Below are 26,941 nucleotides of genomic sequence, written 5' to 3' on the forward strand. Positions count from 1 at the left end.
GCCAGGGAGACAAGCTTGTGTCGTGCACCGATCGGTCCATCTTCAGCCGATCAGAGGTGTTGGCCACCATTGATCGGCACTTCGACGCCGGTGATATAACTGGCGTCATCCGAGCACAGGAAGAAGATGACCTTAGCGACCTCTTCAGGGGTCCCCACCCGGCGCAGTGGAATGTTCGGTACGACCCGTGCTTCCGTATCCGGTGACAAAATATCCGTCTTGATCTCGCCCGGGGCGATTGCATTCACACGAATTCCATGCGGCGCGTAGTCGTGAGCCATCTCGCGCGTGAGACACGCAAGAGCGGCTTTCGAAGTCGCGTAGGCACTGCCAGCGAAGGGGTGCACCCGCGAGCCTGCAATTGAGGTCACGTTGACGATCGATCCAGACGCAGCTTTCAATTCGCCAAAGAGCCCCTGCGCAAGCAGAATTGGAGCCACCAAATTGAGATGGAATACGTCCATCCAGGTCTCGATCGATGTCGCCAACGATGTTAGTCGTGCGCCGCTCGTCGTCTTCGGTGACATCGCTGCGTTGTTGACCAGGGCGTGCAACGGCGCGCCCGCGAGGCGCTCTTTAACCTCGGTGATAGCGCGCGGCAGCAACCGATGCTCGCTGAGGTCGAGCTGGACATGATTGTCGGATGCGGCCTCCCAAGGACATCGCCGGGCATCGATCGGTTGCCGCGCGCAGGAGATGATCCGCCAGCCTGCTTCCGAAAACAGCTTTCCGGTGGCGTAACCTATCCCACGCGATGCTCCGGTCAGCAGCAGCGTCTTTCGGTCTCTCCGCCGGCCGCGTGCCTTGTCCGATTTGAATGAACTGCCCTCGTTGTCAACCGACATTCGTCTGGCGACCGCATCCTTGTTCGGCAGATCGGCCCTCAAACACGCCTCCTATCAGGTTACACTCAACCTTCTTGGTGCAGGATTTGGGCCATCTCTACCGACAGAGTGATTCACGCGTGTTGCGAAGCCAGGCCCCGTGGTTTACGACCTGCTTGGCGAGTTCCAGACATCAAGTCCGTTGGCTTTCCGACAGCGGCAACGCGAGGACCGCGGCAAATGACCTTCACTCTTTTCGCGCACAGCTGCGCAAAACTTCGTTCAGTAGATCTGGGCTGAACGCGCGAGTGAAGGTCCTGCCGATGTTGAATGCCGCCGCACGCGGCTCGTCCCGATCCTCGCGGAGCTATCAGCAACAGGAGGGGCACCCATCCGTCCATCCAATGGTGCATGCCAATTCGAGACGCCCGCTCGCTAGCAACCCCAGCGGTTCATACCGCTGCTCTTGCCCCAATCCACCAAGGGGCATTCGAACGCGGGCGCCACGGAATAGAAGGCCATCCTCAGGCGTCAGCAGCCTCAAAGTACCTGGCGTAAGGTCCCTCTTTGAATTGGCGACGCAACTCATCAAAATCCTCTACGGTTTGGTCGAGCGGTCGCACTTCCTGGCGCTGAAGTTTGACGCGACCGGAAACATTCCGCATACGAACCCCGAGGAATTCCCAAACCAACTCCAAGCACAGGTGCGGCTCGCGAAGAAGCGTCTCATACTCCAGCTCGAGGATGTTGGTCGACGCGAAGGACTGCCTGATCCTATCGTGGAACTCAGCGGTGGTCTTGAAGTAGGTTTCGCAGGTGCTGACGCTTAGGCTGACGAGTGGCGGTTGCGAGTCGTCGCTATCAGAGCTGTATTTCAGCCATTCACCGGTTTGCCTCGCCTGCACGAGTGAGCGGAGCGATTCCAGCGGATTTCTACGACACACGATGACCTTAAGGCGCGGCCAACCGGCCAGCTCTGCCATCATCCCCGGACGGTCATGAAACTGCGGTTCGTTGATCTTGCAGCCAACATGAGTCACGTCGATTTTGTCGCTCGGCGTTGGATAGCGCAAGTAGGCGCACTCCAGAAGCTCACGATCGCTACGTAGGAGCCGCGCCTTGTCGGGCCAATTTGGATCATACTCATTGAGCAATTCCCCGTTGCTCACCACGTTCGGATGTTCATTGAGCAATTCTTCCAGATAGTGGGTGCCGCTCCTCGGCATCGCGAGGATGACGAATGGCTCAGGCGATCGTTCCGATTTCAACATTGTGACAGCTCCTGATTGACTCGGTCGAGACGGTTCGGCCCCTAACCAATGAGGCTAGATCAGCCCGCACGTGATACTATCGTTCCACAAGGCCAGATATATCGGTGAGATACGAGCATTCTTGCCGCCGGCTTCCACACCCGCAAATTTCCGCAGAACTGATTCACACTATGTGGGGCATGGTTTGTTCAACGCATCAGCCGGCGGCGAAGCAGCAAAGCCGATACGACGAACGCGACCACAGTGTATATGCAAAGTACGCCCACATGCAGGCCGACGCTGCTGGCGTCCCGGTCCAGCATTGCCGGCCGAATGAGATCAATCGAATGTGCTAAGGGCAACGCCTCTGCTACGCGCTGCAGCGCGATGGGCAGTTGAGCAACGGGAAAGATCGCGCCGCACAAGTACATCATGGGTGTGAGAAAGAGGGTCTGATAGAACACGAAGTAGTCGTAACTGGGCGCGAGCGCTATCACAACCATGGCGAGGCTGGCGAAGGCAACACCGGTGAGCGCGATAGCTGGCAGCGCATAAGGGATGGACGGCCACGCCGCATAGCCCAGCGCGGCGGCGACAATCGTAATTCCCGTTCCTGCCAGAACAGCCTTTGTCGCTGCCCACGCCAATTCACCGAGAACGACGTCGCCAAGCGTGAGCTCCGTGCAAAGGATGGCGTCCCAGGTGCGCTGGGCGTTCATCCGAGCGAAGGCCCCATAGACGGTTTCAAAGGTCGCCGAAATCATCGCGCTTGTCGCGACCATCCCAGCCGCCAGAAAGGCGACGTAAGAAATGCCATCGACTTGGCCGATCATCAGTCCCAGGCCGAAGCCGAGACCGAACAAGGCGCCCATGGGCTCAGCGAGGTTTCCCAGAAGCGATGCCAGCGCCGCTTTGCGCCAAGCCATATAATTCCGGCGCCATACGGCGCTCCAGTTCCACGCATTGGCGGGCAGAGCCGCCGCGTACTGCTCCCACATCATTCAGTCCCTCATCTCCCGACCGGTCAACCGTAAGAAGACGTCCTCGAGGTTCGGTGGCCGCTGAAGCAGACGAAGACCGGTCCGCCCACGCAGCCGCGCGAGCACCTGCTCTGGATTTGGCGCATAGCAAAAGAGCGTCTCGCCGCTGATTTCGGTGCGTTGAGCGAGCGGCTTGATGAGGCCGCAGAGCTCGTTCGGATCGCCACCGTAGACCTCAATGACTGGGCAACCGATCTGTTCGTCGATCAATGTGTGTGGCGGCCCTTCGGCGATCTTGCGTCCTGCCTCGAGGACGCATAGGCGATCGCACAATCGCTCCGCCTCCTCCATGAAGTGCGTCGTCAGAAGAATCGTCTTGCCGCGCGACAGCAGCGCGCGCAGCCGCTCCCAAATCAAATGCCGCGCATGCGGATCGAGCCCGGTGGTCGGCTCATCCAAGATAAGGATCTCCGGATCGTTGATGAGCGCCCGCGCCAGCGTCAGACGCCGCTTCATGCCACCGGACAGTTCGGTCACCCGCGCGTCTGCCTTGCTCTCAAGGCGGGCGAACTCGAGAAGGGACGGAGTGATCTTCTCGACATCCTTTGCTGTCATCCCGAAATAGCGCCCGAACACCAGCAGGTTTTCGCGTACGGTGAACTCGAGATCAAGATTGTCAGCTTGCGGAACGACGCCGATGCGCTTGCGCGCCAATCGAGCGCGTGCCGGCACTTTCTCGCCGAGCACCGTTATCTTGCCAGCCTCGGGCGTGGACATCCCGAGCATCAAACGCGCGATCGTGCTCTTGCCCGCGCCGTTCGGTCCCAACAAGCCGAAGCACTCTCCCGATGCCACCGTGAACGACAGCTGGTCGACGACCACCTTCTCGCCATAGGACTTTTTCACGGCCGTGAAATCGATAGCCACGTTCGATACGCGCCCGCCCCCCCTGTCAGCCGGCGTGACCGGCGCCGGCTCCATCGCGATTGTTCGCCTTGAGATTGGCGCTGCTTCGACGCCGCCAAGCATTTTTTCCATTCCTTCTGCTACAATTTGTCGGCCGGACCAGCTCGCTGATCTCGCCTTCAACAACCGCAATGCGATCCGTCTGCGATACGGCAACTCTGACATAGTCATTTGTCAGCCTCCGAAGCGGGTTGCTTATGCAGACGGCCTCCGAAAGCTGGCGATCAAGCAATCTTCGTTATCCGACCCACCTTGGCAGTGGACACGCTCGATCTCGACCAACGCTTCATTCAACATGGCGATGACGGTCTCTGCACCGGCTGCGTGTCCCCAGCGTCGGCAGATGTGGTCGCGCGCCGATCCGAACACCACAAGCCCGCCTGGCGCGAGCATTCCGACCAAGTTGTCGACCGCCGTGCGCATCTCCAGCGTGTCGCTGAGGTAATAGAGGACTTCTGCTACAACAATAAGGTCGAACCGCTCTGGTGGTGAAAAGTGTTGGAGGTCAGCGACTTTCCAGCCGATGTGTGACCATCTCTCCGTCCGGTGACGTGCGCGGCTAATGGCCTGCGGCACGACGTCGACGACCGTGAGCCGCTTGCAGTGAGGCGCGAGCATCTCGGTGAATGCGCCGGCAGCGCAACCGACCTCCAACGCACTTGTGATGCTTTGGCGGGAGAGCGACATCCGAAGCATTTGCGTGTATCGCTCCCGCTCGAACGGATTCGCGTCCAGACGCCACGGATCATCGGCGACCAATTCTCGCTCTAGCAACTGATAGTTCTTGTCTAGGCTCACGAGCTTCTCACCTCTTTGACGCGCACAGTTACGCGTCGCCTCCAGGCCCGTCAGGTACCGTCAACGTCAAACGCATGTGTACGTGTGGCCGTTTCGCCCATCGACGGTGCAATACCCGAATGGCCTGTGGCATCTAACCTGGCGCTCTGCCTCGGCGTGCTGGCCTGACCTTCACCTGAATCTGGCATATTGGCGGACTTGCGCGACAACCAGTCACTGTTGCCCAATGTGCACAACGCATATACCTTCACAGGAAGTAACAGGAACATGCTGATCGGTTTGTGTAGAGCGAAAGCGAGAAAGCGAAGCTGTCGGGCACGAAATGCTGCCAAGCTGCAGCGAACCATGGTCATTGACGCGATGATCAGTACCGTCGGCCACGGCAACTCGCTCGTCAGTGCGATTTGCGCAAGCGCGGTCAGTATTGAAACGCCGAGCAGAAGCGGAAGGAGGTTCTGCCCGACAATGTCCAGCGTGATGTAGAAGTCGAGGCGTGGCAGCAGGGGTAGCGCAAGCGCTGTATCCCGGAAGGTACTCCGTGCCCACCGCAACTGTTGACGCAGATATGGCACCAGCCTATCCGGAACGACGGTTGCTGCGATCGCATCAGGAACGTACTCAGTTCGAAATCCGGCCGCGAGCATCAGGATCGTGAGATGGCGATCCTCGCCAAAGTCGCTTGGCTTTCCTCGAAAATACTGCGTCTCGTACTCGTGGAGGACCAAATCGAGCGCCGATCGGCGATACATGGCGCACGGGCCACAGCAACACAAGACGGCTCCGAAGCGAGCTTCCGCCAAACGCTCTTCATTACAGGCTAGCCAGTACTCCATATCTATCAGCCTGGTCAGCCAAGTGCCGCTTCGATTGCTGGCTGTGAGCTGCCCCATAACAGCGCCAACCGCTGGATTTTGCATCTTCCGTACAAGCTTGGTCACCACGTCGACGGCGATTGTCGAATCTGAATCGACGTTGAGAACCAAATCGCCGGACGAGCGGCGCAGCGCTGCAATTTGCGCCTTGCGCTTGCCAACATTCTTTCCCAGCCACATAAAGTTGAACCGCGGATCATCTGTGTAGGCGTCCTGTACAGGCCACAGGTACCTACGATTTTCCGAGCCGTCATCTACCACGTACACCCGCACTTGCCCTTCGTAGTCTTGGCTTGCGATCGACTCCAGGCACGCCGACAGCGTGCGCGGGTCCTCGTTAAAGCAGGGCACGATCACATCGACGCTCGGCAGCGGGCCAGTCTCGGAAACGTCGTCAGTCGGGGACGGGATCTGTGTTCGGAGCGCGTTGAGCGTCTGCGTGCTCCTGTAGATGGCGGACAGCAGGGCATAGGACGACACAGCGACAACGCTTGTTGTGGCAAGCAGATTCATGGGGGGCGGCTCTTTTTCAATGAGACTGAGGAAGTGAGCAGATGGCGAATCCTTGCTCGCCCAATGCCGGAATAAGCCGGGAAAGCGCCTCGAGGGTCTGATCGCGACCGCAATCGATGGCTTGTTCGCGCTCGACGGGAGGACATCCGTCGTGCAAGAGCACAACAGCACCGGGCCGGACCGACGCCAGCACTGCGTCAACAATCGCCGGAACGCCTGGACGAGACCAGTCTCTCGGGTCTACTGACCAGTGCAAGGGAACCAGTCCAGCTCTGGTTGACATCGTGAATACCTGGTCAGTCCAGATGCCATACGGAGCACGTATGTGCCGCAGTGACGCCTCGGGACAAACCGTCCTGATGACGTCGCTCGCCGACTGAATCTCATGTTGCACCTCAGCTGGTTCGCATCGGGAGAGATCGGGATGTGTCATCGTGTGGTTTCCGACTTCATGCCCTTCTGCGATTATTCGTTGGATCAGTTTCGGGTGAGCTGCCGCGCACGTCCCGATGACGAAGAAAGTCGCCGGAGCCTCGTGCTCGGCAAGAACATCAAGGATAGACGCCGTCCAACGTGGATCCGGACCGTCGTCAAAGGTCAGGTAAACGTTACGATCTCCGGTGGCGCTAACGTGCTCGCTTCGCGCTTCCGACAAGCGGCCGGGGCAGGTCACAGCTCTGGCCCGTTCCGATCGATCATGGTCCCGACCGGCCATTCGCTTATCGGACGTCCGATTGGGAAGACCAGAACTACCAAGTCGTCGTCGGTACGGGTCGGCGGCAAGTCGAGATGAATATCCGGCCGCGTTGAACGCACGCTCACTCCCGGCAAAACCGTCGCGAGACCCTGACGGCCGACCAGCTTGGTCACATGCTTCTGTAACGCCTGCCGTACTGCACCAAAGCCAAACGGGACCGCGAGCTGCTGCAGCACCGGATACATCACCCGCATTGAGTGCGTGATCCCCAGCCCCTCCAGATCCGGACGAACACCGTACAATCCTAGCTCAGCCACGAGCAGGTCGACGTCCCCGACTTTGATGAAGCGGCGCAGTGCGCCGATATGAGCTGCGATGCCGTGCGCATCGTAGCCGATGACACGAATCTCGGGCCTCGCGCCGGCCCAGCTTCGTCCGCCTTCGAACGGCTTTGCATTGAATTCACCGGTCGGCCCGTACGTCTTACGAAAGAACTCGGACAGTTCGATGTGTTCAGCAAGTTGCAACTCGTTTTCCCAGCACACCCTCCACCGGACTTTGGAGTGCGTGGAGAACACTCCTGTATCGTTGGATATGGCAATGTTCATGGTGGTCCCCGTTGCGACGTTCGATATTTGATCTGGTACTTTGTGCACGCGCGTCACTCATTCTCGCAGGCGCATTCATGCGCCAACTGGACACCTCGGCGCGCGTTGGCCAGTGCCCACCGGTCGGAGGAGCCGCGTTCACGATGCAGATGACATTGAGGCGCGGCGCCATTCGCATGAGATCGGGCGGATATTTCAGCCGCGCTTTGGGCAGATCGCCTTGGAGCCGCGATCCATTTGGACGCGCCGCCAGCGTGCTTGACATCCGTAAGCGGACCGAGGAACGGCGGGGTCGCGTTCGAGATGAGCCGCGGTGGATACTTAGAGGATGCTAGATAATCCCTCTCGGGGCTGGTCCAACGATTAATAATCATTGTGGTACGCCTCACTCCGATCCGACGTTTTTGGTATCTCGCACTGCATCAAATTGGTAAAATCGATTGTTTCTATGGTAGACATCCACGGGCTGGATACTTCCCACCATGCGTTTCAAAGGGCTTGATCTGAACCTTCTCGTCGCGCTCGACGCTCTGATGACGGAGCGCAATCTCACGGCGGCAGCGCGGAGAATCAACTTGAGCCAGCCGGCCATGAGCGCGGCGGTTGGCCGGTTGCGTTCCTACTTTCGCGACGATCTATTCGCGATGAGAGGCCGAGAACTCGTCCCGACACCACGCGCCGAAGGACTCGCCGGCCCAATTCGCGAAGCCCTGCTGCACATCCAGCTGTCGATTATTTCGCGGGATGCGTTTAATCCAGCTCTATCGGACCGCAGGTTCAGGATCGGCGTTTCCGACTTCGTCATGGTCGTGTTTTTTCAGTCCATCGTGGAGAGAGTCGCACGGGAGGCACCTGGCGTTGCGTTCGACTTTCTGCCCCTCGCCGACGACCCCGATGAGCTTCTCCAGCGCGGTGAGATCGACTTCCTTGTCTTGCCGGAAATGTACATGTCGCGCTCCCATCCAAGAGCGACGCTGTTCGAGGAAAAACTCGTATGCGTGGGGTGCCGGAGCAACAAGCAGTTCTCACGCAAGCTGACGTTCGAGAAATACATGTCGATGGGACACGTAGCGGCTAAATTCGGGCGTACCCGAAGGCCTTCGATCGAGGAATGGTTCTTGATTGAGCACGGTCTCAAGCGACGCATCGAGGTTGTCGTGCAGAGCTTCAGCATGATTCCACCCATGCTCCTGGGCACTGCTCGTATAGGCACGATGCCCTCGTTGCTGGCCAGGCATTACGGAAAGACGACGCCCCTGCGGATCGTCGATCTTCCGCTGCCAATTCCGTCTTTCACAGAGGCCGTTCAATGGCCGGCCCTTCACAATACCGATCCGGCGAGCATCTGGATGCGGACAATATTGTTGGAGCAGGCTTCGCGCATGCCTTCGGCGCGCGCGACTGCAGCAACTCGAAAGGCCTTGGTAGAGCATTCGCCTTCCAAGTGAATGGAACACTATTGCAAAGTTCAGATGTGAACTGAAAGCGACCTGCTAGTGAACGGCGGCAGAAGGAGCCAAACGTTCTCTTGTTGCATCTTCGCGTTCAAGTGTTTCGCCCCGCCATCCGAGCCGGCGCATGACGCCGAGCCGAGAGCGAAGGGCTGCGCAGACGCAACACACTCGGGCTGCTGATGGCGCCAAGTGTGTTGCGTCAACATCACCCAGTCGCCGCGACAATTTGACGACGCCCCACTTTGGTGATAGCCGCGCAGTCCCGTCGTTCTCGTCGACATGGAATGTGTCGCTTGCGATAGTCTCTAGGAATGGAGCCAACATGTCATTGGTCTCTGACAGTGCTGATCGATGTCGATCGACGACGAAATTGCGAATCAGTTGGTGCGACTGGCGAAACGCAATTTGCGGCCGATTCACATGTCGAACACGTCAAGGGCTACACGGACGTCCAAGTTGATCTCGTTCCAGATCATGCGAAAGCCGCCTCGCGCCTGCGCCAGCCGGTGTCCCCCTGAACTCACCACCGCGCAGATATCAGCCGGTGATCCCGCTCCGGTATCCGCATGGCACGGGAATGATAGTTCGAAAGTCGTTCACCCCTCGCGCAAATGAGCGCCTGCTCTCCCTCAATGACGGGCCGCAAACCACCCGCCCTCATCGGTCTTCTCGCTTGCCATCACCGCGCACCGCCGGCCCTCGCGGTGATCGTTCAGGCGCCGCGATGCGCTGACCCGAACAGTTCGCCGTCAGTTTCGCGCACCAGTCAGCTGGGGATTCCGCAGAGCATTCGATTGCTCAGATTCGTCTGGCATCGGCTGCCTGGATTTCAGGCAAGGCAAGTCCGTCGCTGTTGCACAACCGCGTCACTTGAGTGCGTATCGCGCCTTCCTCGCTGAACGGCGCCGCTCTGTCGTCTTTTCGCCCAACGGCGCGGTCAAGCGCCTCGGCCAGCTAACGATCACAAACAGGGAGCCGAACATTGCTGCAGTATAGTGGTGTCTACGATCCGGAAGATCTCACGGTCCTCGGCGCGATCTTTGATAAAGCCATCGCGTCATTGCCGGCATCTATGCGAACGCCTGAAAACCGGATCACAATCGCCAAACTTGTTTTGGAGCGTACAGCAGCAAGCCAATCCGGCTTGGCGTCCCTTATGCTCCTGCTCGACGCCCTACCATCTGCCCACTCGGTTGAGCGGCGATCGGAGCAGAGCCAGCCTGCTTGCGCCAGAATGGACGACTGCCCAACCAGCTAATTCAAGTAGCTTGATTCTCACGTGACGTCAGGTTGTAGGCTTGCCAATTGAACATCATGATCAAAGCTACACCACGAAGGCGTCGCTGGCGCATTGGAGAACTTGCGGAGGCTACCGGGGTAACGGTACGCACGCTGCATCACTACGAGCACACGGGTCTGCTCAGCGCGTCCGAACGCACGGACGGCGGTCATCGAATGTACGAACGCGAAAGCATTCAACGAGTGTCGCAAATTCGAGCGCTGCGCGAGCTCGGCTTCTCGCTGAATGATATTCGCACGGCAATGGGAGGAAAGACGTCACTTACTGACCTCCTGCGCAAGCATTTGGAGCAAATTGAACTTCAGGTCACGCGCACGACCCAGTTGCGGGATCGTTTGCGTAACATGACGACGGACTCTGACACGCAAGTCAGCATGCATGAGCTGCCTGCTGCTCTGAATGCAGCTTCGCGCGCTGAAGCGCGCCCCCAGACTCCGCGATGCACGTGCGCGCTCGGCGCTGATCGAGAAGAGCGCTGGCGAAAGATCCGGGATGAGTTGCGCGATTGTGTCGATCGTGGCGAGCACCCTTGCAGCGAGCGGGCCGCTTCCGTGGCGCTGAAGGCGCGCGCGCTCATCACAGAAATTGCGGGAACCGACCCGGCGGCCTCAACCATGCTGAAAGTTCTTGCGCGACTGAGCACGCCGCGCAACCTGGCCGGCTGGAACCACAGCCTGATGCAGTACCTTGATCTCGCAATGGCCGCATTGCAGGACAGGTACTGACGCAGCCGCCGATTCAGATGCGTCCTTCATTTAAATGATTGGCGGCCGCACGTCGCGACTGCTGCGTTTCCGGCTCGGCCTCTTCCTTCCGTGCCTCCCCATCAACCTAGTTGCTGTCGCTCCTTCCACGAGAACCGCTCGCGACCTCGAGAGATGCGTCTCTCGAACAGGCTTGAATCGGACGTAACGTCAGATTGTACGATGGAATCTGGCTGATACCGGATTCACGCGCGGAACGCTCTCACGGGCGAGGGTTGCCCTGGCCCCGTACGCCTGGTTTTCCAAGCTGCGTTCTCGGCGTTCGACAAGCAATGAAGGATCGTTATGGCGCTACCAGAGTCTGATCAGCGCGTTTGCGCCGACCGCGAGTGCGGTTCGAGCCAGCTTTCGTCTGACCCTGTCCGAGTGCCTGCCGGAAGAAGGGATCTTTGGGGCATCCTTCGGCCCATCTTTCGCTTACCACGGCACGCGCGCGAGCACCGGGCGGAGAACGGCTCACAGCAAGGGCCGCCGGTCCGACGGCTGTCATTATTCGACGCCTCAGCAAAAATTTTTCAAGGCAAAACCAGCCACAAACTCAAGCCCGCATGGACTCTCATAATGTCAATCCATGGCGCCATTTCTCTCGCAGCTATTCCACTCCTTGCTTTGATGTCCGTTGCATCTGCGGCCGACGTCAATATTGCTGTGGCAGGACCGATGACTGGAAGCAATGCCGCGCTTGGAGCGCAGATGCGGGACGGTGCTGCTGCCGCCGTCGATGATCTGAATGCGTCAGGCCTCCTTCCAGGAACTAGCGTCGCCGACGACGCGTGCGATCCCAAGCAGGCGGTCGTAGTCGCCAATCGGCTTGCATCAGATCAGGTCAAGTTGGTTGTTGGCCACTTTTGTTCTTCCTCGTCGATACCGGCTTCCAACGTTTACGACGAGGCGCAACTTATTCAGATATCACCAGGATCCACCAATCCCGCGCTCACAGAGCGTGGCATCAAATCCGTGTTTCAAATCTGTGGGCGCGACGACCAGCAGGGTGTCGTGGCGGCCGAATATATCCGACGGCATTTCCCCAACACCAAGATTGCCATCCTTGACGACAGGAGCACCGCTGGTAAAGGCATCGCCGATGTCGTTGCGGCTCATCTTCGGGAGGTTGGGATATCGGATGTGAAGCGACAAAGTTACGTGGCCGGGGAGAAGGATTACATGGCCCTGGTTTCGAGGATGAAAGCGGACGGAATCAAACTTGCTTACATCGGCGGCTACTACAATGAGATCGGGCTGATCGTGCGTCAGGCCTCAGAAGCAGGTGCAGGTATGACCGTGATGGCCAATGATCCTCTGATGACCCACGATTTTTCGATGATCGCGGGCAAAGCCGGAAACGGAACACTGTTCACCTTTATGCCGGATCCCACCAAGAATGCTGAGGCGGCGAGCGCCGTGGCACATCTCAAGGCCTCCAACCGGTCTTCGGAAGGTTATTCGCTTTACGCCTATGCGGCTGTGCAGGCATGGGCGAAGGCCGCAAAGCGCGCCGGCACTTTTGATTCATCGAAAGTGGCAGCTGCGCTTCGTTCGCAGCCAATTGACACGGTGATCGGTGCCGTCCGGTTCGACGCCAAGGGCGACAATTCGGCTCCCGGCTTCAGTGTCTACCGTTGGCAAGACAATATCGCCGAACAGGCCGAGTGAATTGATCGCAACTCATCACGGTTCGATGGGTTCATTCAGCCGCCCGATACCCTGATGCACATGTCAAGGGGACGAGCGCACGCTCGTGATTTTCCCACCCCCTAACGGGACTTCCTCGGCACTCTCACTAGTCGAGCCAGCTGGTCAACTGGTGCGGTTCTCCGCGCTTGTTGACCTGGGCTGCACCACACCAAAACGGAGGCTCTCCAATGCGTAAGATATTTGTAGCTTGTAGCATGCTTGTTCTCGCTCAAGCTCAAGCCAGTGCTCAAGATTCCCACCTGCTTGCCGCGGTGGAGGAACATGCCGCGCCAGGTGAGGCTGATGATCGATCGCCCCAAGCAATGTCTGCAAGGAAGCCATTTGAAACGCCAGAGGCTCCAACCCCAGTTCCGACTGATACTGCGGAGTTTGGGTCCATTGACGCGACCGTCACGTTTCTGGCGGACGTATATGGACCCGCGCCACAAACGTCGCAGCGTCGCACTCTTCGTTACGAACAAGCCAAGAGATATATTGACGCGCATCCGGGTACGCCTGGCGTGCTGTTCATCGAAGACGTCATCGACCATCGTGGCTCGAACGGCATAGCACCGCAACACGAACTCGAGTATCGGGAGACACCGGCTCACTACTACGTGGGCGGCGGGACCTTAAACGACACAGTATTCGGGTTCGTTGACGGACCGTATCCTCCCGTGTGGACGATTGAAGCGGCACCGGTCTATTCGAGCCTCATCTATGTCGACGCACAAGGCAGCGAGACATATGTTAGCGAGAGCAAAGTCCGGCAGATGAACGATCTCGCCCCCGAGCTGCTGGACGAGATGATGCGACGCCAGGATGCGGATCGACGTTATCATGCCAGTCAAGGCTTTCTGGCAGATGAGATTCAGCGAGCCGCGGATAACGGCGACAACTTGCGGCTGGCCCAACTCACCGAGCAGCAACAGCAAGCACAAGCTGCGCATTGTGCGGCGATGCAGATGCGTCAGCAGCGCGACGCGGAGATCGATCGGATGTATGACCTCAACTTGAAGGCCGACGCCGGTACGATCAGCGCTCCCGAACGAGGGGAACTCGACAACTTCTCCAAGCGATCTGAGTTGATCGAATCGACTGCACCGATTTCTGGCCGCGAGGCCGCCGGTCCTCCGCCAACCAGCTGCCCATTGTGTCGGAGCACAAACATTGCGGTGTTGCGAAGTCGACATTTTACCGGGACATTCCAGTTTACCTCTAGCGATGATCGGTCTGTGGTCGTGGCTTATCGCCACGGCCACGCAGGTCCCATTGGCGTGCTGATCGGTGTGCCGAAGGATCTGTCAGGACCGATATTTGGTAGCTGGACCAACGCGGGAATGACCTTGCCGCCACCCCAGAAATGACAGCGGTTTGGACCGCCGCCCAGCCTTGTCTGCGCAGGCACGATCAGGACTGATCCGTCACTGCCCGTGCGAACCTAAGCCCCTGCTTGCTGAAACACTCGGCGTCCGCTTAACCCTTCCTTGGCGGTAAGGAAGCTGCGAAATTGCCCGCTCACGGGCACAGTTCGCCACGGCGACGTGCGACTCGAGGCGAAGTCCACGTTTGTGGGTTGCACATCCCGGCCAGGCCGGTCGTCCCTTACCGAATGATCCGGTCGGTGCAGGGGGGGCCGGCCATTCAAATGAGGTTTTGGCGAATGGCCTTTGCAATTCCGTGGGTCCGGTTCGAAGTCCCGAGCTTTCGTATCGCGTTCTTGAGATGGAAGTTGACTGTATTCTCGCTCACCTCGAGTATCTTGCCTATTTCCCAGGAGGACTTGCCCTCTCCCACCCATCGCAAGCAATCTTTTTCCCGCTCAGACAGGGCAACTTCGCAATTTGAGCCACTAGCGGAGGGCCGCGAGATCTCCGCAAGGGCAATGTGGAAGTGCCAGGCCAGTACGTTGAGATGACTCATCTGGCACTGCGGATCAGCATCGTCGAACGGGGATGCAAAGGATGCCAGAGCCACTTGGCCCAATGGTCCGTACAACGGCACGCTCATACCGTGCTTCAGACCCGCCTCTTTGGCTTCTGCGAGTACGCGCTGCTCGCTGGGTTGCAATTGACATTTTTTGGCAAGTTGATCCCACAGGAACGGCCGCGAAAGCGTTGGCGCCCGTCGTACCACCGGATCGATGACACGGTACTTGCGTTCAACGTACCGGCCGCACCAATCGGACGGGAAGGTTACCGTTACCCCGGAGGGCAGATATTCAGGCAGACCACATGCCTCCGCGAAAGTGAGGGCTCCATAAGCGACTTCACTGAAGCCTTTCTCGCTCGCACAGCTTACGAGAAGGTCGAACAAGACCTTGATTGAGTGAGTTGCCTTGGCGCATTCGATGAAATTGAAAAGATCCATGTAGCGCCTCACGAGGCCCCACGGCCCAAAAGTCGTACTGCGTCATTGCGCGCAGAGCTTGGTGAGGGCGGGCGTCGTTCACTCGCCCTCACCGTTGGGCTTGGCGTCCTTGCAATGCGAGCGCTCGAGCGCTGCGGCACGCAGTTCCAGAGCTGGGTAAGCTCTCCCGAAACGCGCTCGGAAGGGATAGGCGCCTCGAAGCAGCGACGAGTCGAGAAGGCCGCGGACGCGTGTCGACGGATTAAGCCCGCCACGTCTTAACTGTCGTGTGGACAGCTGCGATTCGGCTCGTCGCAGCGCGCAGGGCCGGCTATCATGAACAGTGAGAGTGGCCGCTATCGGACTGCCGGCGAGCTCCTCGCTGAGTTGAGGATGACCGACTTCTAAAAGAGTGCGGTTGTGCAATCGCAGGCGCCATAGCGGTGGCGGAGCCTCGGGATGCCTATTTGCGTTTCCGCAACCCGGATCCACGGTAGAGCAAAGCGCTTCCGCTCTCTTTGTTCGATGCTGGTGAAGACGCCCTCGGCGAGCCGCACGAGATGGCCGTTGCCGAAGACGAGAACCTCGCACAAGAACCGCATGCCATCTCAAGCGCCAATGACCAAGCGTTTCAGCTCGTCGCACGCGGACCCGCGCGCAGTTGCAACTTTGCTTCATCGAGACGAAACGGTGCATGCGGGACTCCGGAACTTCCGAGCTGACCCTTAGGACAGCAAGTGTCGTACCAATTCCCGGCAGTCATGCATTCACGTCTGAAAGCCGTGTGTTGCGCCACTCGTCGGTCGTTCGGCGGGTCGGAGGATCGAAGCAACTCGGACATTCGTCCGAATGCGACACTGCGCTTTGCTACAGAAGCGACATTTGCAGGTCAGCAAAGCTGCCGCCAACAACAAGATACGTAGCCTGTCTGCGGCACAAGGCAGGCGCACAAGGGGCGCCCCTGTAATCCCATGCGCGGCGAAGCCTATGGTCGAGAGCTGCTGAGCGCGGCCGACCGCCAGAGCGGGCGCCGTTTCAGTTCCAGCCAACAACCATCGAACATCCCGGTCCGGCACCAATGCTCTGCGTTGCGATCAGCGATCGCGCTCCCCCTCGATGGCACTGCATACTCAGCCGTTGGCTGGTCGACTTGCGGATCGTCGGCCAGCTCGCCTTGACTGGATGCTGGACGACACACGCGGCTGAATGGCCGCTACCTTCAAGATCTGTATGATAGACCGGTGCTCATCGCACGAGGAACGAGCTGTCGCCGACCTGCGCGGTTTCCGACAATTTGGCGTGACGCGCTGGCAATCTGAAGCGGCACTACTCCTCGATTGGGCTTATCAAGCCGCGATCGTGTGTCACGCGGCGGACCAAACGTCGCAATGGTTGCTGCCAACAGGCCCGGTTGCGTTGCACCAGATACAGAAAGTGTGACGACGGGGATTGTGCCGCGGACCAGCATCGCGTCATCCTGGAACGTTACCTCGCGCCAAACGGGAATGCGCCATAATCCAAATGCGCGACCCGCGAGCAACACCCTCGGCGCCGTTTACATCCGACGTACGCCGAGGGCTTTTGCGTGCACGGACAGTGACTCCGCTCGCAAACTCACATCAACTCTATTGGTTGTTCATTGCAACTCACCGGTATTAGGACCGACGAATTCCAGAATCGACTCTGCCTTCTGAACCTCGTGCGCGAGGCGCTTGAAGATTCGAATGGCAGACGCCGGCGTAACAAGGAGTCCAACTCTCTTGCAGGCGAGCTCGAAATGATGCGCAACCTGTTCGTTACTGGGGGCAACCCGGGTCTGAAGCGCGCATGTAGTTAGCGAGGCGAGCATGTGTTCGACGACATCCATTTCAGCCTGACTCACCCCTCTTCCTTCTTTCAGCTGTTGGCCCGCCCGCAAACGTCATCTCGCGAATTGACGGCCAAGTTATGACCGACAAAACAGCGAACCGTCCTGCGGCGGCGCCAGCCTTGCGACGGCCCTAGCATGATGTGCGCTCATTTCACAACCCCGCGGTGGCTTATGTCGACGCTCATGCTGCACACTTGGCTACGCAATGTCGCTCAACTGTAAAGCCGTCGACACGTCCATCAAGGTAACACTTCAGTCGAAAGCTCGCTCTCTTGATTCGACCGAGGCACGATGCCCTCTTTCGGCCAAGCTGGTCCTGCCGCCGATCCAGTTTGTCTAGCTTTCGCGACCGCTCTCGTTTTGCCCAAGATATCTCTGCGTGGTCCCCTCGCCTGCAAGCGAGCAGGCGGCATGTGACGCCCCACCGTTGGCTCTCTATTGCCCATACGCGATAGACGCCGAACGTGCCTGGCGTTCCGAGTTCAAACCTGACGTCACGTCAGATCGACGACGACGGCCGCAGTCCGGATTCTCCGAGCTGTTAGATGGCCGCAAACCTGACGTAGAGCGCTGCCACGTCAGACCTCGCTCGCATAAATTTGCAAAACTTCGACGACCTCTTCTTTCTGCCATGTTCACGTCTAAAGCAAAGACTGTCGATCGCGCCTCGCGGTTGGCATAGCGCGTGTCTTAAAGGGAATTCGATGGCGAAGCCGGTTGTGATTGTGGTGGGCGCGGACAAGGGTGGGGTCGGCAAGACGACCGTATGTCGGACGCTTCTGGACTATTTCAGCGTGAACAAGGTGCAGACCCGCGCCTTTGACACGGAGTCACCGCGAGGTACGCTGAAGCGCTTTCATTCCGACATCACTGAGATCGTCGATATGACGACGACGGCAGACCAGATGAGGATCTTCGACACCCTGAACGCCGGGCTATCGGTCACCGTGATCGACGTCCGCGCAGGTTTGCTATCGGTCGCTCTGAACTCGTTGCGGGACATCGGGTTCCTGGATTCAGTAAAGTCTGGTCAGATCACCTTTGCCGTCTTTCATATCCTTGGCCCTTCGATCGCCTCTCTGGACGAGATCGCCGAAACTTCCAATTTCATGAACGGCGCGAAATACTTCCTCGTCAAAAATTTCATAAATGATACCCAGTTCTTCCAATGGGATCAGTCGACTTACGACTCGTATTTTCGCCGCATCAAGGGCGCCACCGAACTGACGATTCCGAAACTCAACGAGATGGCGTATGAGCAGGTCGAGGTCGCTTCCGTTTCGTTCGTGAACTTCGTCGCAAACAAGGGACCGCTCGATGAGATCGCGAACTACTCCTTTGTGCTGCGGGGCTATGTCCGGCACTGGCTGGCCAACGTCTGGTCCGAGTATGACCGCATCAATTTGACCGATGTGACTGGCGCCACATCAAGGCCCCGCAGCAGTGAAACGTAGCCCTTTTGGTATGCACCTTGGGGAATATACGAAGTCGTGTGATGTCGCTGGAGATGCCGCCCACGCCGGTCTACATCATCTGCTCTCCCGGCCTGCAGGTCGGCAAGACTCTGATCGCGCGGCTCTTGAGCGAGTTCTTGTTGCTCAAGAACGGATCGGTGCTCTCCTTCGACATCAGTTTGAGGGAGCCGTCGCTGGTCGATTACCTGCCCACAATTACCGAGACGGCAGATGTGACAGACACTTGGGGCAAAATGCAGTTGATGGACCGGCTCATCCTGGACGACGGGGTCGCGAAGGTGATTGATCTCGGTTTCCACGCATTCGACGAGTTCTTCAAAATGTGCATCGAGATTGGGTTCATGAGGGAGGCGGTACGCAACCAGGTTGCACCAATCATCCTATTTGTCGGGAGCGCCGATCGCGTCTCCTCAAGGAGCTATGAGGTGTTGCGGCACCAGATCCGGGCACCAGCGCTGATCACCGTCCATAATCAGTTCGTGCTGCGCGGCGAGTTGCCCGAAGCAATGGACCGCGCTCCAGTGCTGCGCATCTTCGCACTGCCGCAATTTTTGAAGACCTATATCGATCGCCTGACGTTTTCCTTTACGGGGTATTTGCGCCACGAGAAGGATTCGACCACGGAGCTGCATCAATGGATTCGGCGGAATTACACCCTGTTCCGAGACCTCGAATTGAGCCTCATGCCGGCGCGCTCATTTTGAGGCCAAGCAATGAGTCGCTGACCCGTGCAGTCGACGGGCCCTTTCCATCTTGAAATAGGAGACGTGGACCGACGAGGTCCAGCGTCCGGGTGCATTGGGCCAGGTGCCAACCGCACACATCCGATCACGATCGTTCTCTCATTTGTGCCACCAGCGACGCGGCCTCGGACGGTCCGAGGCCGACGACGCCTATGAAGGATGCCGGTGGCCTTGGAATATTCTCACGAATGGGCTTCCAGAGGTGCAGGCAGTACCTGCTGTTGTTCACATATTGCGAGTATGGCGGGTGCAGCTGCATCACGCATTCCTCTTCATCCCAAAACAGGTCCTTGACGAAGCACATCTCTTCCCAGTTCGGACAACGCCGCGGCGTCGAGACGGAGACGTGCTCCCATCCCGGACGGACCAATGCTGCGATCTGCAGTTTACAGCCGCAAGGTCCTTGAACAAAAAAGAGACCACAAGGACCTGACCCTGGCGCGCTGGCGAACTGCCCATGCTGTACGCGGCCGGCCTCCAATCTATCTATGATCTGCGCTCTCACGCGTCCTCCTTGGCTTTTCAACTCATCTGAAGTCGGCGCACACGAAGGTTTCGCCGGTGCTTCATCGACTTCACCCAATGCTACCGCACATAGGTCAGCCTGAAACAATCCCAATACGTCATCTATGTGGCCGCAGCCGTTGAGTTCGTCAGGTCAATCAAGCTCGCGCTCGCCATTCGTCGCTGCATCACTCTCTCTCGAATGACCAGTCTGTGGGAAAGTGGCGTTCAGGGACGCATTCCGAAAGACCTTGGGCAGCTTCAGATTCGAATATCCCCGCTGGGACGCGTGGAGCAAGAACCGAATCATGGGCTGCGAGCGCGTCAATCCAAGATGTTGCGGACTCCAAACCGCGGGATTCGAGCAACTCCGATATTGCCTCACATGAGTTTGGTTGACGCAAACGGAAAAGACCGCCTGCGCACCGCTTAGCATTCAGGTCCGGTTCGTGACGAAGATGTCGGAAACCGGACCCTAAGCGCGACACCATTTGCCGCGGCGACGCCAAACCCTAGGCTTTCTTGCGTCAACGAACGCCTACAGCACCGCTTCCTGCGGCACGCCAATTGCTGAGCGGAATATGCGGCAGCGAGCGCTTGCGCACAGCCCACCAACGCGGGATCTTTCGATGACACTTGGTCAACCCACGCAGATCAACACGCGGACGACTCGCGGCTTGGCAATTGTCCGAGATGCACTTGACGGTCGTCGCAATCACGATCGAACCGATACCTGCCTCGACCAGTCCGGAGATTGGCCAGAGCTAGGCTTGGCTTAACGTCCCAATCGGCTGTCGATGAGGTCGGCCGGGCGTTGGCCGCTCCGATCTTCAATTTGGGAGCATCGGGCCGTTTCGCCTGGGCATGGTGACATCCGATTTCGCGCGGATGCGACGCTCGCCTCGATTCACTAGGGATAGATGAGTGCTGATGATGCACTGGCGTGAACCAAGACGACGCCTGATCAACGCGCAGGACGCGCTGCGAGCGGCGCGTTGTGATCTCCCCCTGAAGTCGGGCACGCGACAACTTTGGTCGCTTGCGGCAATTTTCGCCGCGCTTGTCTGGATGAGCATCTACGGGCTTGCCGGGGTTTTTCGATGGGCGACTGCAATCCGCCACAGGTGCGTGCTGCGCTTAATGCGCCGACGACCCGGCTCGCCGAGCCTCGCCCGCGCCAAAGACAGATACAAGTGAAGTGGGCCATCGCGTTTTCGGTAAGCTTGTGGGCCATGCTTATCGCTTACTGCGCTGACAGTCCTGAGGCGTTCATCGCGGCGAGTCTTGCCGCAGCGGTAAGCCTGTGCCGACTCTTGGACTAGCCAAGTACCAGGAGAATGCGGAAATCTTCCGACGACAGTTGCGCACGAGCCTCTTTTGCGGCGTCGGGATGGACCGCCTCACCCGCCTCGGGCTTGTCGGCGTTCATCTTCGCTCGGCGACCACGATTACCGTCTTGGGACATTCAGCCCCGCTACTGGAAGATGGATCCTGAGCCGCAGCACTGCTCGGCACGTGCCGCGCCCTGGTCCCAAGAGGTCGGCGGTCGATAGCAAGGATGAAAACGATCGCAGTGTCTCAACATAAAAAAGCCCGACGCCCTCGGAGCAGGCTGGAGGTGCGTCGGGCCCAACCTGGCGAGGTTGGGGGCATCGACGTGCCGCTGAGGGAGCCCACGTCCATGCCCACGATGATTGTTGCAAATGATGTGCCGCGGAAATTGGCAGAGAGGTTTCGCGACGATCATTGAATGTGTGCCGCGAGGTGTCGTCGGTACTCCTGCATGAAGGTCTATGTCTCGCCTGCCCGACAACGTCCGAAGTTCTACGAACCCGATACGACGTGCGTCGATGTTCAACACGGCCAGGGATGTCGCATGCTGGTTGATACAGCTCATTGTGCGTCTCTCGGCTGAGCAGCACGAAAAAGCCCGACGCGCCTTGCCGGGTAAAAAGGCGCGTCGGGCCGGCGAGGCATAGGCGCTGGAGAGCCTTTCCCCTCAGAAGGCTTCAGCAAAACACGTGCCACCCTGAAGGCTGCCGCGATGATCCGTCGCGTCTCAGGATGGGCGGGGGTGACGCGCGCGCTCACTTCCGGGTATGCGAGCCTATCCGAACGTCTAGTTCGATGCCGCTGGGCGACAGCACGCGTTGTCGTCGCATTGCTAGATCCACTTAAAAGATCCATCGAATTCGAGTCGGTGAGACATCCTTCAAATTCCGGAGATCGAAGGCGACGTGCGGAGCATGGGCGCGGGGTGTTAGGGGTGCGGGCGCATGGGTCGAGGTCACTTCAAATGCTGCGGGCCAGAGCCGAGAGAGATCTTCTCGGAATGCCACCCGAATTGAAGATAGTCATTGCTCCTCATCGGCAGCTCTTCTTAGTCTTTCCCGCTCGTCGGCCCACCGTTCCAGCTTTTGATATTCCTCGGCGATTTTAAGCAGCTTGGCCTTTGACTTTGGACAATCGAATGACTCCGCCTTGGCGAGCGTCGCTTGAGCTCGCTGCCGCCAGTGTGTTGGACCGCTCGATGGGCCTTTGCGCTTCATGGAAGTGGATATGCAACCGCTAGACCAGGTGAAGCGGCGTCCAACATCCGTGCTGATACGTAGGAACTTCTCGGGCGTAGGTCACAATATCTTCAATATGGGAAGCGGCGCCATTTTCGGTCAGCGCGGACGTTATTGACGAAGATCGTTGGCGGAAATGCTTGAGACGAAACGCGCGGGTCCCGGTTGTCTGAACGGACTCTCCGCGCTGACAAGTGAAGAGTCGTCGGCGGGTGGGCCGCCCTGCGGACCAGGATCTGGTGACGACTTCTGCGCAGCGAATTGTCCGCGGAACGGCGTGAGCCCGAACACGCTCGCACGACGTTCATGGGGGCTTGAATCGCACGTGGCGTCAGATTGTACGGTTTTCGGATCAGGCGGGCGGGCCTTTGCTCGCCCTCGATCTCTTCCCGCGCAGTCACAGGGGGTTGCACATGTCTTGCAGTTTCGGGAGGACGGCGCACGGGCTGCCGGTACGGAGTGGACCTGCGCATGACTGGCGGACCGCGGCGTCACAGACGTGCTGCGGACGACAGACCCTTTGGATGATGGCGTTCCTCGGGTCACTGCGCCTCGTAGCTCCGCCGCCGTTGATCGGTCGTTTCGTGCTCGTGACCTCGGGTCCGATCGGTCGTCCGTCAGCTACAGCATGCGCAGGACGTTAATCCCGGCTGCAGTCGCAGCCGCCACAATGGTCTCTCAAACGATGACGACCGCTCGATCGGCCGATCAGAGATCGTCGGGTATGCCGGCGTTCGCGGTGTCGGCGTCTCCGCACCTCAAGCTTGACCGTCCGGCGCTCGCTCCTATGGCATACACCATGTTCTGCCTGCGTTATCAGGATGAATGCCGCCTCCGCCTCCTGTTTCGCGGCGGTCCGGTCCTCCTGACCGAGGCGCGGTGGGCAGATTTGAAAGAAGCCAACCGGACCGTGAACAGCGCCATTATCCCGGAAGCCAGTGAACCCGGTCCCGCGGTGGAAACCTGGCTCATTGATCCGGAGCGCGGTGACTGCAACGACTACGCCGTCAGCAAGCGCCACAAGCTTCTACAGCGTGGATGGCCGCCGCGAGCGCTGTTGCTCGCCGAGGTCGTGACCGCCTCGGGCCAACATCATCTGGTTCTGGTGGTACGGACTAAGAGCGGCGACCTCGTGCTGGACAATCTGACCCCGCAGATCCGATCGTGGTCGCGTGTTCCCTATCGCTGGGTTCGAGTTCAGTCGCCAGGCGCTCCGCGATATTGGCGTACTATCGCGCAGCGCGGCGAGTAAGCGCCTCACGGAGGAGATCGGAAATGTCCCGGCTAGCGCCACGGGCGCACTGCAGATGATCGAACCCCGGGGTGACTTCGTTCAGCGCGCCACCGGTCGGTCTCCGACCGGCGCCGCAACTGATCTGTGGTCCGTGCTCTGATCGGCGGCCGTCAGCTATGGCGATATCGCCTGCAATCAGACCGCATTGCGCGCTGGTGAGATCGCTCTCTCAAGGCCCGTTTTGATTGATCCATTCTCCTTGTCCCTTGGATATTTGCCTAGCGTGGTCGCGCGTCTTGGATCTGCGGAGCTTCGTAAGCAGAGCCGGCGGACATCACGCCTCTTTTGGCCGCTCCGAGACAATATGGATGATCACGATGAATGAACATCAGAGCCGATCGGACGCTCTCACGGACCGCTATTTGCAGGTGCCGTGGGGATTGTCCTTCGCCAGACCGACGGAACGGATTCGCCATTGCTGTGCCCCCGCATCGTATTCCCGACTCATTTCGAGAAGATCGGCTTCTCAGCCGCGATGGGCTGTTGGCAGCAGCAGACGAGATGCGTGGTTTGGAGCGAAAGGGCAGATCAAGCGGATCGAGCACGCTGAACCGTATCAGGAGAGTTCACCTATGCGCTGCCCGAAATGTGAGGCCGACAAATGGTATGAAGTTGCAACGCACGATCCCTGGAGCGGTCGGCCGGTGATCGCCTGCAAGATCTGCGGCGAATATGCCGAGCTCGAGGCGCTCAAACGTGAGGATGCGCACGATGTGATTACCCGGACGCTGGCGGCTGACTTGGTCGGTGAGGGGCAGGCTGACGCGCGGGCCATTGCGAGCAAGGTTCTCCAGGCGCTGGAGAATGCCGGCCTGACAATCAGACGCTCCTGACGCGATTTCCCTCGACCCTACCTCATTCCGTCCCCGCGGAACCAGACACGATCGGGGTCTCGTTGCACTGGCATCCGCGGACGGGCTGATGTCTGTCAAGACTCGATGATCGGTCGCAAAACTGAAGCCCGGCCTTGTGGAGCTTGACGGGGCGTGTGGAAGTGCCCGCAAACGTGGTCTCGACCGTTAGCCATGACGATGGAGCCTCTTGTCTCAATGCCGGTGATTGCGAGGAGGCACATTTCGTTGTTTTGAAAGTGAAAAAAGCTCCACTCGGCCATCGAAAGGGCTTGAACCTTACGCTGCGTGAGATTGTAGGCTTGCGGTTGCGGCGAAAGCTGGCTTGGCTTGCCACCGCCGAGATTATTGAGCCGCCAGAATATCTGGCTATTCGCTTGACGTCGGCGGCTGTTGCTAAGGAAGAACCGATGATACCCGGGCGAATGACGACAACGCTCACCTCAATCGACCGCATGTTTCTGAAGATTCGGGAACTGATCGATACAGACGACTCGATCCCGCTTGAGCTTCGTGCGTCGCTGCACACGACGCTGGACAAACATCTTCGCCTGGCAAAGGAAGGATTCTTCAAGGCGCCTGCGAGGAGCCAATAAGCGGCTTGCGTTGCCCGGCTCCTGCTCGGTTTGCCCGAGGAGCCCGGTTTTCGGTGAAGTTGTCCGAATTCACAACTATTTCCGCGGTAGCAAACGTGGACTTTTGTGACAGTTTGCTTTAGCGGGCTTCACCGCACGCCGATATACTTCTGCGTTTGGATGCTGACGCGCCAGTTGCGTACAGTTGCCTCTCGGATGCACAGCTCCGTCGCTTTCCGGCTTTGGCTCAATGGTTGTAGCCATATCTCTGGCTTGAGCGCGTGCTCGATAGGCAGGCTCAGCAGGTTTTGGATGTCGGCAGGCTTGCCCACCGGGTGTTTGATCTCATTGGCACGCAGCAAGGTCTCACCCAGAACGGATCGCCGACCCGGCATGCCAACTTTCGGACTGACGGTCACCCATGTGTAGGGATGCGCCTGAATGGCTTGGGTGCCCGATGTCTCCAACTGCACCGAGAATCCGGAACCGACAAGCAGCGTGGTCAGTGGCCGCAGGTCGTACAGCGCGGGCTCGCCACCCGTAATCACGACATGCCGGGCGCTGAACGCCTGCACAGCGAGCAGGACGTCCTCCGGCGACATCATGGCCCAGGTGTTGGTGTCCTCGGTCTTGATCATCATGTCGGCTATCGACACCCGCCGCTCTGAATCGACGAACCAAGTGTGCTTGGTGTCGCACCACGGACACCTGACCGGGCATGCCTGCAACCGTACGAACACGGACGGCGTGCCTGCCTTGCAGGCTTCCCCCTGGATGGTTTCAAATATTTCGTTAATCGGCAGCACGGCCTGCCTCCCGATACATGGCGCTGTTCGCGCCGTGCTCCTTCACCTCGACTGACACCAGCCGGCAACGCGGAGCAAGTCCCTTTTCCGACAACCAGTTGCTGCCGACGCGGTAGACGTGTTCGGCAAATTTTTCACAGCCAACTGCCGGCAGGACAACGACGTCTGCTAAGCCGCGCCGTGCGGCTTCGCGAAACCATTCGAGCTCGGGGTCGTCCGCGGCCACGACCGTCTTGTGGTCGAACGTACCTTCGAGGATCGCCCTCAGCTCTTTGAGGCCGCCAAAATCGACGACCCAATTCTTGTCGTCCAGGGTGTAGGCTTCGAACTCGAAACGAAACGACAACGAGTAGCCGTGCAGCAGGCGACAATGCGACTTTGCGCGCCACTGGCGGAACGTGGCAGATAGGCCGACCTCATGGCCGTATGTCTTCGTCGATAAGTATGCCACGTCTAGTCCTTGATCTGCGCCATAAATTCGGTACGCATTGCCTTGCTGTCGCGGAAGGCTCCGCGCATGATGCTGGTCGTCATGATGGTTCCGGTTTCGCGAACACCGCGCCAGACCATGCACTGATGCTGTGCCTTGAGGACGACGGCCAATCCCTTCGGCTTGAGACGGCCCTCGAGATCGTCCGCCAGCATGAGGGTGGCTTCCTCTTGCAGGTGGGGTCGCGACAAGATCCAGTTGGCGAGGCGCACAAACTTGCTGATACCGATCAGCTTGTCACCAGGCAGAACACCGACCCATATGCGGCCGGTGACGGGGACAAGGTGGTGGGCGCACGCAGAACGTACTGCGATAGGGCCAAGCGAGTAGACCGCATCCAGACCGCTGTCGTTCTGACACTCCGTGACCTCGGGCGCGGCCTCAAAGCGGCCGGCAAACACCTCGCGCACGTACATTTTGGCAATTCGCTTCGCGGTCCCCTGCGTATTGTGGTCGTGATTGGTATCGATGACCAGGGCATCCAGTACGGCCTGCATGTGCCGCTCGACCTCGGTCTGTATCACCTCAATGTCACCGGGCAGCAGGTGTTTTGCGATGTTGGCGTTTGGCGCAAACGACACGCCAGCTTCGAGGAGGCGTTTACGAATTGCCTGCGTTGAGCTTATCAAAACTTCCTGCCTGACACTTTGCCCTGTTTCCGCCGAGGACTGATCTGCAGTCCGATCGCGTGATCCGCCCCCGCCATCTGATCCG

At 58.9% G+C, this 26,941-nt stretch carries 24 protein-coding genes; 10 read left to right on the top strand and 14 right to left on the bottom strand.

Annotation, left to right across the window (positions count from 1 at the left end):
- Positions 1–50 precede the first annotated feature (50 nt).
- The 8 genes from RAD10_RS24530 to RAD10_RS24565 all read right to left on the bottom strand — a co-directional run bounded on the left by RAD10_RS24530 (position 51) and on the right by RAD10_RS24565 (position 7,508).
- Positions 51–845: an SDR family NAD(P)-dependent oxidoreductase gene (locus RAD10_RS24530; protein ID WP_084302125.1), complete on the bottom strand. Its 795-nt coding sequence runs from the start codon at positions 843–845 to the stop codon at positions 51–53.
- Positions 846–1,348: 503 nt separating this feature from the next.
- Positions 1,349–2,095, bottom strand: a complete 747-nt coding sequence (locus tag RAD10_RS24535) for a sulfotransferase (protein WP_270163071.1) — start codon at positions 2,093–2,095, stop codon at positions 1,349–1,351.
- A gap of 188 nt (positions 2,096–2,283) precedes the next feature.
- Positions 2,284–3,072 carry an ABC transporter permease gene (locus tag RAD10_RS24540; RefSeq protein ID WP_461619590.1) on the bottom strand — a complete coding sequence of 263 codons (789 nt, stop codon included), beginning with the start codon at positions 3,070–3,072 and terminating at the stop codon, positions 2,284–2,286.
- A 3-nt stretch (positions 3,073–3,075) separates the two neighbouring features.
- A complete protein-coding gene (nodI, locus tag RAD10_RS24545; protein WP_270172931.1) occupies positions 3,076–4,035 on the bottom strand; it encodes a nodulation factor ABC transporter ATP-binding protein NodI in 960 nt (319 codons plus the stop codon).
- 180 nt (positions 4,036–4,215) lie between these two features.
- Positions 4,216–4,818: a nodulation methyltransferase NodS gene (gene nodS / locus RAD10_RS24550; RefSeq protein WP_461619522.1), complete on the bottom strand. Its 603-nt coding sequence runs from the start codon at positions 4,816–4,818 to the stop codon at positions 4,216–4,218.
- Between the two features lie 50 nt (positions 4,819–4,868).
- Positions 4,869–6,203 (bottom strand): chitooligosaccharide synthase NodC, encoded by a 1,335-nt coding sequence (gene nodC, locus RAD10_RS24555; protein ID WP_461619523.1) that lies wholly within the window; start codon positions 6,201–6,203, stop codon positions 4,869–4,871.
- Between the two features lie 16 nt (positions 6,204–6,219).
- The gene (nodB, locus tag RAD10_RS24560) at positions 6,220–6,918 is read right to left on the bottom strand and encodes a chitooligosaccharide deacetylase NodB (protein ID WP_270163074.1); all 699 of its coding nucleotides are present in this window, start codon (positions 6,916–6,918) and stop codon (positions 6,220–6,222) included.
- Positions 6,873–7,508 (bottom strand): NodA family N-acyltransferase, encoded by a 636-nt coding sequence (locus tag RAD10_RS24565; protein WP_049823391.1) that lies wholly within the window; start codon positions 7,506–7,508, stop codon positions 6,873–6,875. The genes nodB and RAD10_RS24565 overlap by 46 nt, the downstream gene beginning before the upstream one ends.
- Positions 7,509–7,990: 482 nt before the next feature.
- On the opposite strand from RAD10_RS24565, the gene RAD10_RS24570 reads away from it, so the two are divergent.
- From RAD10_RS24570 to RAD10_RS24585, 4 genes are all read left to right on the top strand, one after another.
- The gene (locus RAD10_RS24570; protein ID WP_270163075.1) at positions 7,991–8,956 is read left to right on the top strand and encodes a LysR family transcriptional regulator; all 966 of its coding nucleotides are present in this window, start codon (positions 7,991–7,993) and stop codon (positions 8,954–8,956) included.
- A 1,320-nt stretch (positions 8,957–10,276) separates the two neighbouring features.
- Positions 10,277–10,987: a MerR family transcriptional regulator gene (locus RAD10_RS24575; protein WP_270172932.1), complete on the top strand. Its 711-nt coding sequence runs from the start codon at positions 10,277–10,279 to the stop codon at positions 10,985–10,987.
- Between the two features lie 600 nt (positions 10,988–11,587).
- Positions 11,588–12,679 carry a branched-chain amino acid ABC transporter substrate-binding protein gene (locus tag RAD10_RS24580; RefSeq protein WP_461619524.1) on the top strand — a complete coding sequence of 364 codons (1,092 nt, stop codon included), beginning with the start codon at positions 11,588–11,590 and terminating at the stop codon, positions 12,677–12,679.
- A gap of 209 nt (positions 12,680–12,888) precedes the next feature.
- Positions 12,889–14,067, top strand: coding sequence for a hypothetical protein (locus RAD10_RS24585; protein ID WP_270163077.1), 1,179 nt, complete (start codon positions 12,889–12,891; stop codon positions 14,065–14,067).
- A gap of 277 nt (positions 14,068–14,344) precedes the next feature.
- Here RAD10_RS24585 and RAD10_RS24590 read toward each other — a convergent pair whose 3' ends face one another.
- Together RAD10_RS24590 and RAD10_RS24595 are read right to left on the bottom strand one after the other, a co-directional pair.
- Positions 14,345–15,070 (bottom strand): helix-turn-helix transcriptional regulator, encoded by a 726-nt coding sequence (locus tag RAD10_RS24590; RefSeq protein ID WP_027544409.1) that lies wholly within the window; start codon positions 15,068–15,070, stop codon positions 14,345–14,347.
- Positions 15,071–16,685: 1,615 nt separating this feature from the next.
- Complete coding sequence (locus RAD10_RS24595) at positions 16,686–16,931, bottom strand: hypothetical protein (protein ID WP_461619525.1); 246 nt, start codon at positions 16,929–16,931, stop codon at positions 16,686–16,688.
- A gap of 692 nt (positions 16,932–17,623) precedes the next feature.
- Between RAD10_RS24595 and RAD10_RS24600 the strand changes: the two genes are divergently transcribed.
- Together RAD10_RS24600 and RAD10_RS24605 are read left to right on the top strand one after the other, a co-directional pair.
- Positions 17,624–18,373: a P-loop NTPase family protein gene (locus RAD10_RS24600; protein ID WP_027544405.1), complete on the top strand. Its 750-nt coding sequence runs from the start codon at positions 17,624–17,626 to the stop codon at positions 18,371–18,373.
- A gap of 53 nt (positions 18,374–18,426) precedes the next feature.
- Positions 18,427–19,098 (top strand): hypothetical protein, encoded by a 672-nt coding sequence (locus RAD10_RS24605; RefSeq protein WP_270172933.1) that lies wholly within the window; start codon positions 18,427–18,429, stop codon positions 19,096–19,098.
- Between the two features lie 124 nt (positions 19,099–19,222).
- Here RAD10_RS24605 and RAD10_RS24610 read toward each other — a convergent pair whose 3' ends face one another.
- A complete protein-coding gene (locus RAD10_RS24610; protein WP_461619526.1) occupies positions 19,223–19,642 on the bottom strand; it encodes a DUF7694 domain-containing protein in 420 nt (139 codons plus the stop codon).
- 923 nt (positions 19,643–20,565) lie between these two features.
- Between RAD10_RS24610 and RAD10_RS24615 the strand changes: the two genes are divergently transcribed.
- The 4 genes from RAD10_RS24615 to RAD10_RS24630 all read left to right on the top strand — a co-directional run bounded on the left by RAD10_RS24615 (position 20,566) and on the right by RAD10_RS24630 (position 24,952).
- Positions 20,566–20,838 (top strand): hypothetical protein, encoded by a 273-nt coding sequence (locus tag RAD10_RS24615; RefSeq protein WP_270163078.1) that lies wholly within the window; start codon positions 20,566–20,568, stop codon positions 20,836–20,838.
- 2,097 nt (positions 20,839–22,935) lie between these two features.
- A complete protein-coding gene (locus RAD10_RS24620) occupies positions 22,936–23,463 on the top strand; it encodes a transglutaminase-like cysteine peptidase (RefSeq protein WP_270163079.1) in 528 nt (175 codons plus the stop codon).
- A 359-nt stretch (positions 23,464–23,822) separates the two neighbouring features.
- On the top strand, positions 23,823–24,338 hold the full coding sequence (locus RAD10_RS24625) for a hypothetical protein (RefSeq protein ID WP_270163080.1): 516 nt from the start codon (positions 23,823–23,825) through the stop codon (positions 24,336–24,338).
- A 173-nt stretch (positions 24,339–24,511) separates the two neighbouring features.
- Positions 24,512–24,952, top strand: coding sequence for a hypothetical protein (locus RAD10_RS24630; RefSeq protein WP_270163081.1), 441 nt, complete (start codon positions 24,512–24,514; stop codon positions 24,950–24,952).
- A 128-nt stretch (positions 24,953–25,080) separates the two neighbouring features.
- On the opposite strand, the gene queE is transcribed toward RAD10_RS24630, so the two are convergent.
- Genes queE through folE form a run of 3 tightly spaced genes read right to left on the bottom strand, consistent with a single transcriptional unit; the run spans position 25,081 to position 26,808 of the window.
- On the bottom strand, positions 25,081–25,737 hold the full coding sequence (gene queE / locus RAD10_RS24635) for a 7-carboxy-7-deazaguanine synthase QueE (protein WP_270163082.1): 657 nt from the start codon (positions 25,735–25,737) through the stop codon (positions 25,081–25,083).
- A complete protein-coding gene (locus RAD10_RS24640) occupies positions 25,724–26,188 on the bottom strand; it encodes a 6-pyruvoyl trahydropterin synthase family protein (protein ID WP_234684934.1) in 465 nt (154 codons plus the stop codon). Before RAD10_RS24640 ends, queE begins: the two co-directional genes overlap by 14 nt.
- A gap of 2 nt (positions 26,189–26,190) precedes the next feature.
- On the bottom strand, positions 26,191–26,808 hold the full coding sequence (gene folE / locus RAD10_RS24645; protein WP_461619527.1) for a GTP cyclohydrolase I: 618 nt from the start codon (positions 26,806–26,808) through the stop codon (positions 26,191–26,193).
- Positions 26,809–26,941: the final 133 nt, after the last annotated feature.

The sequence above is a fragment of the Bradyrhizobium sp. 23AC genome, assembly GCF_054863025.1.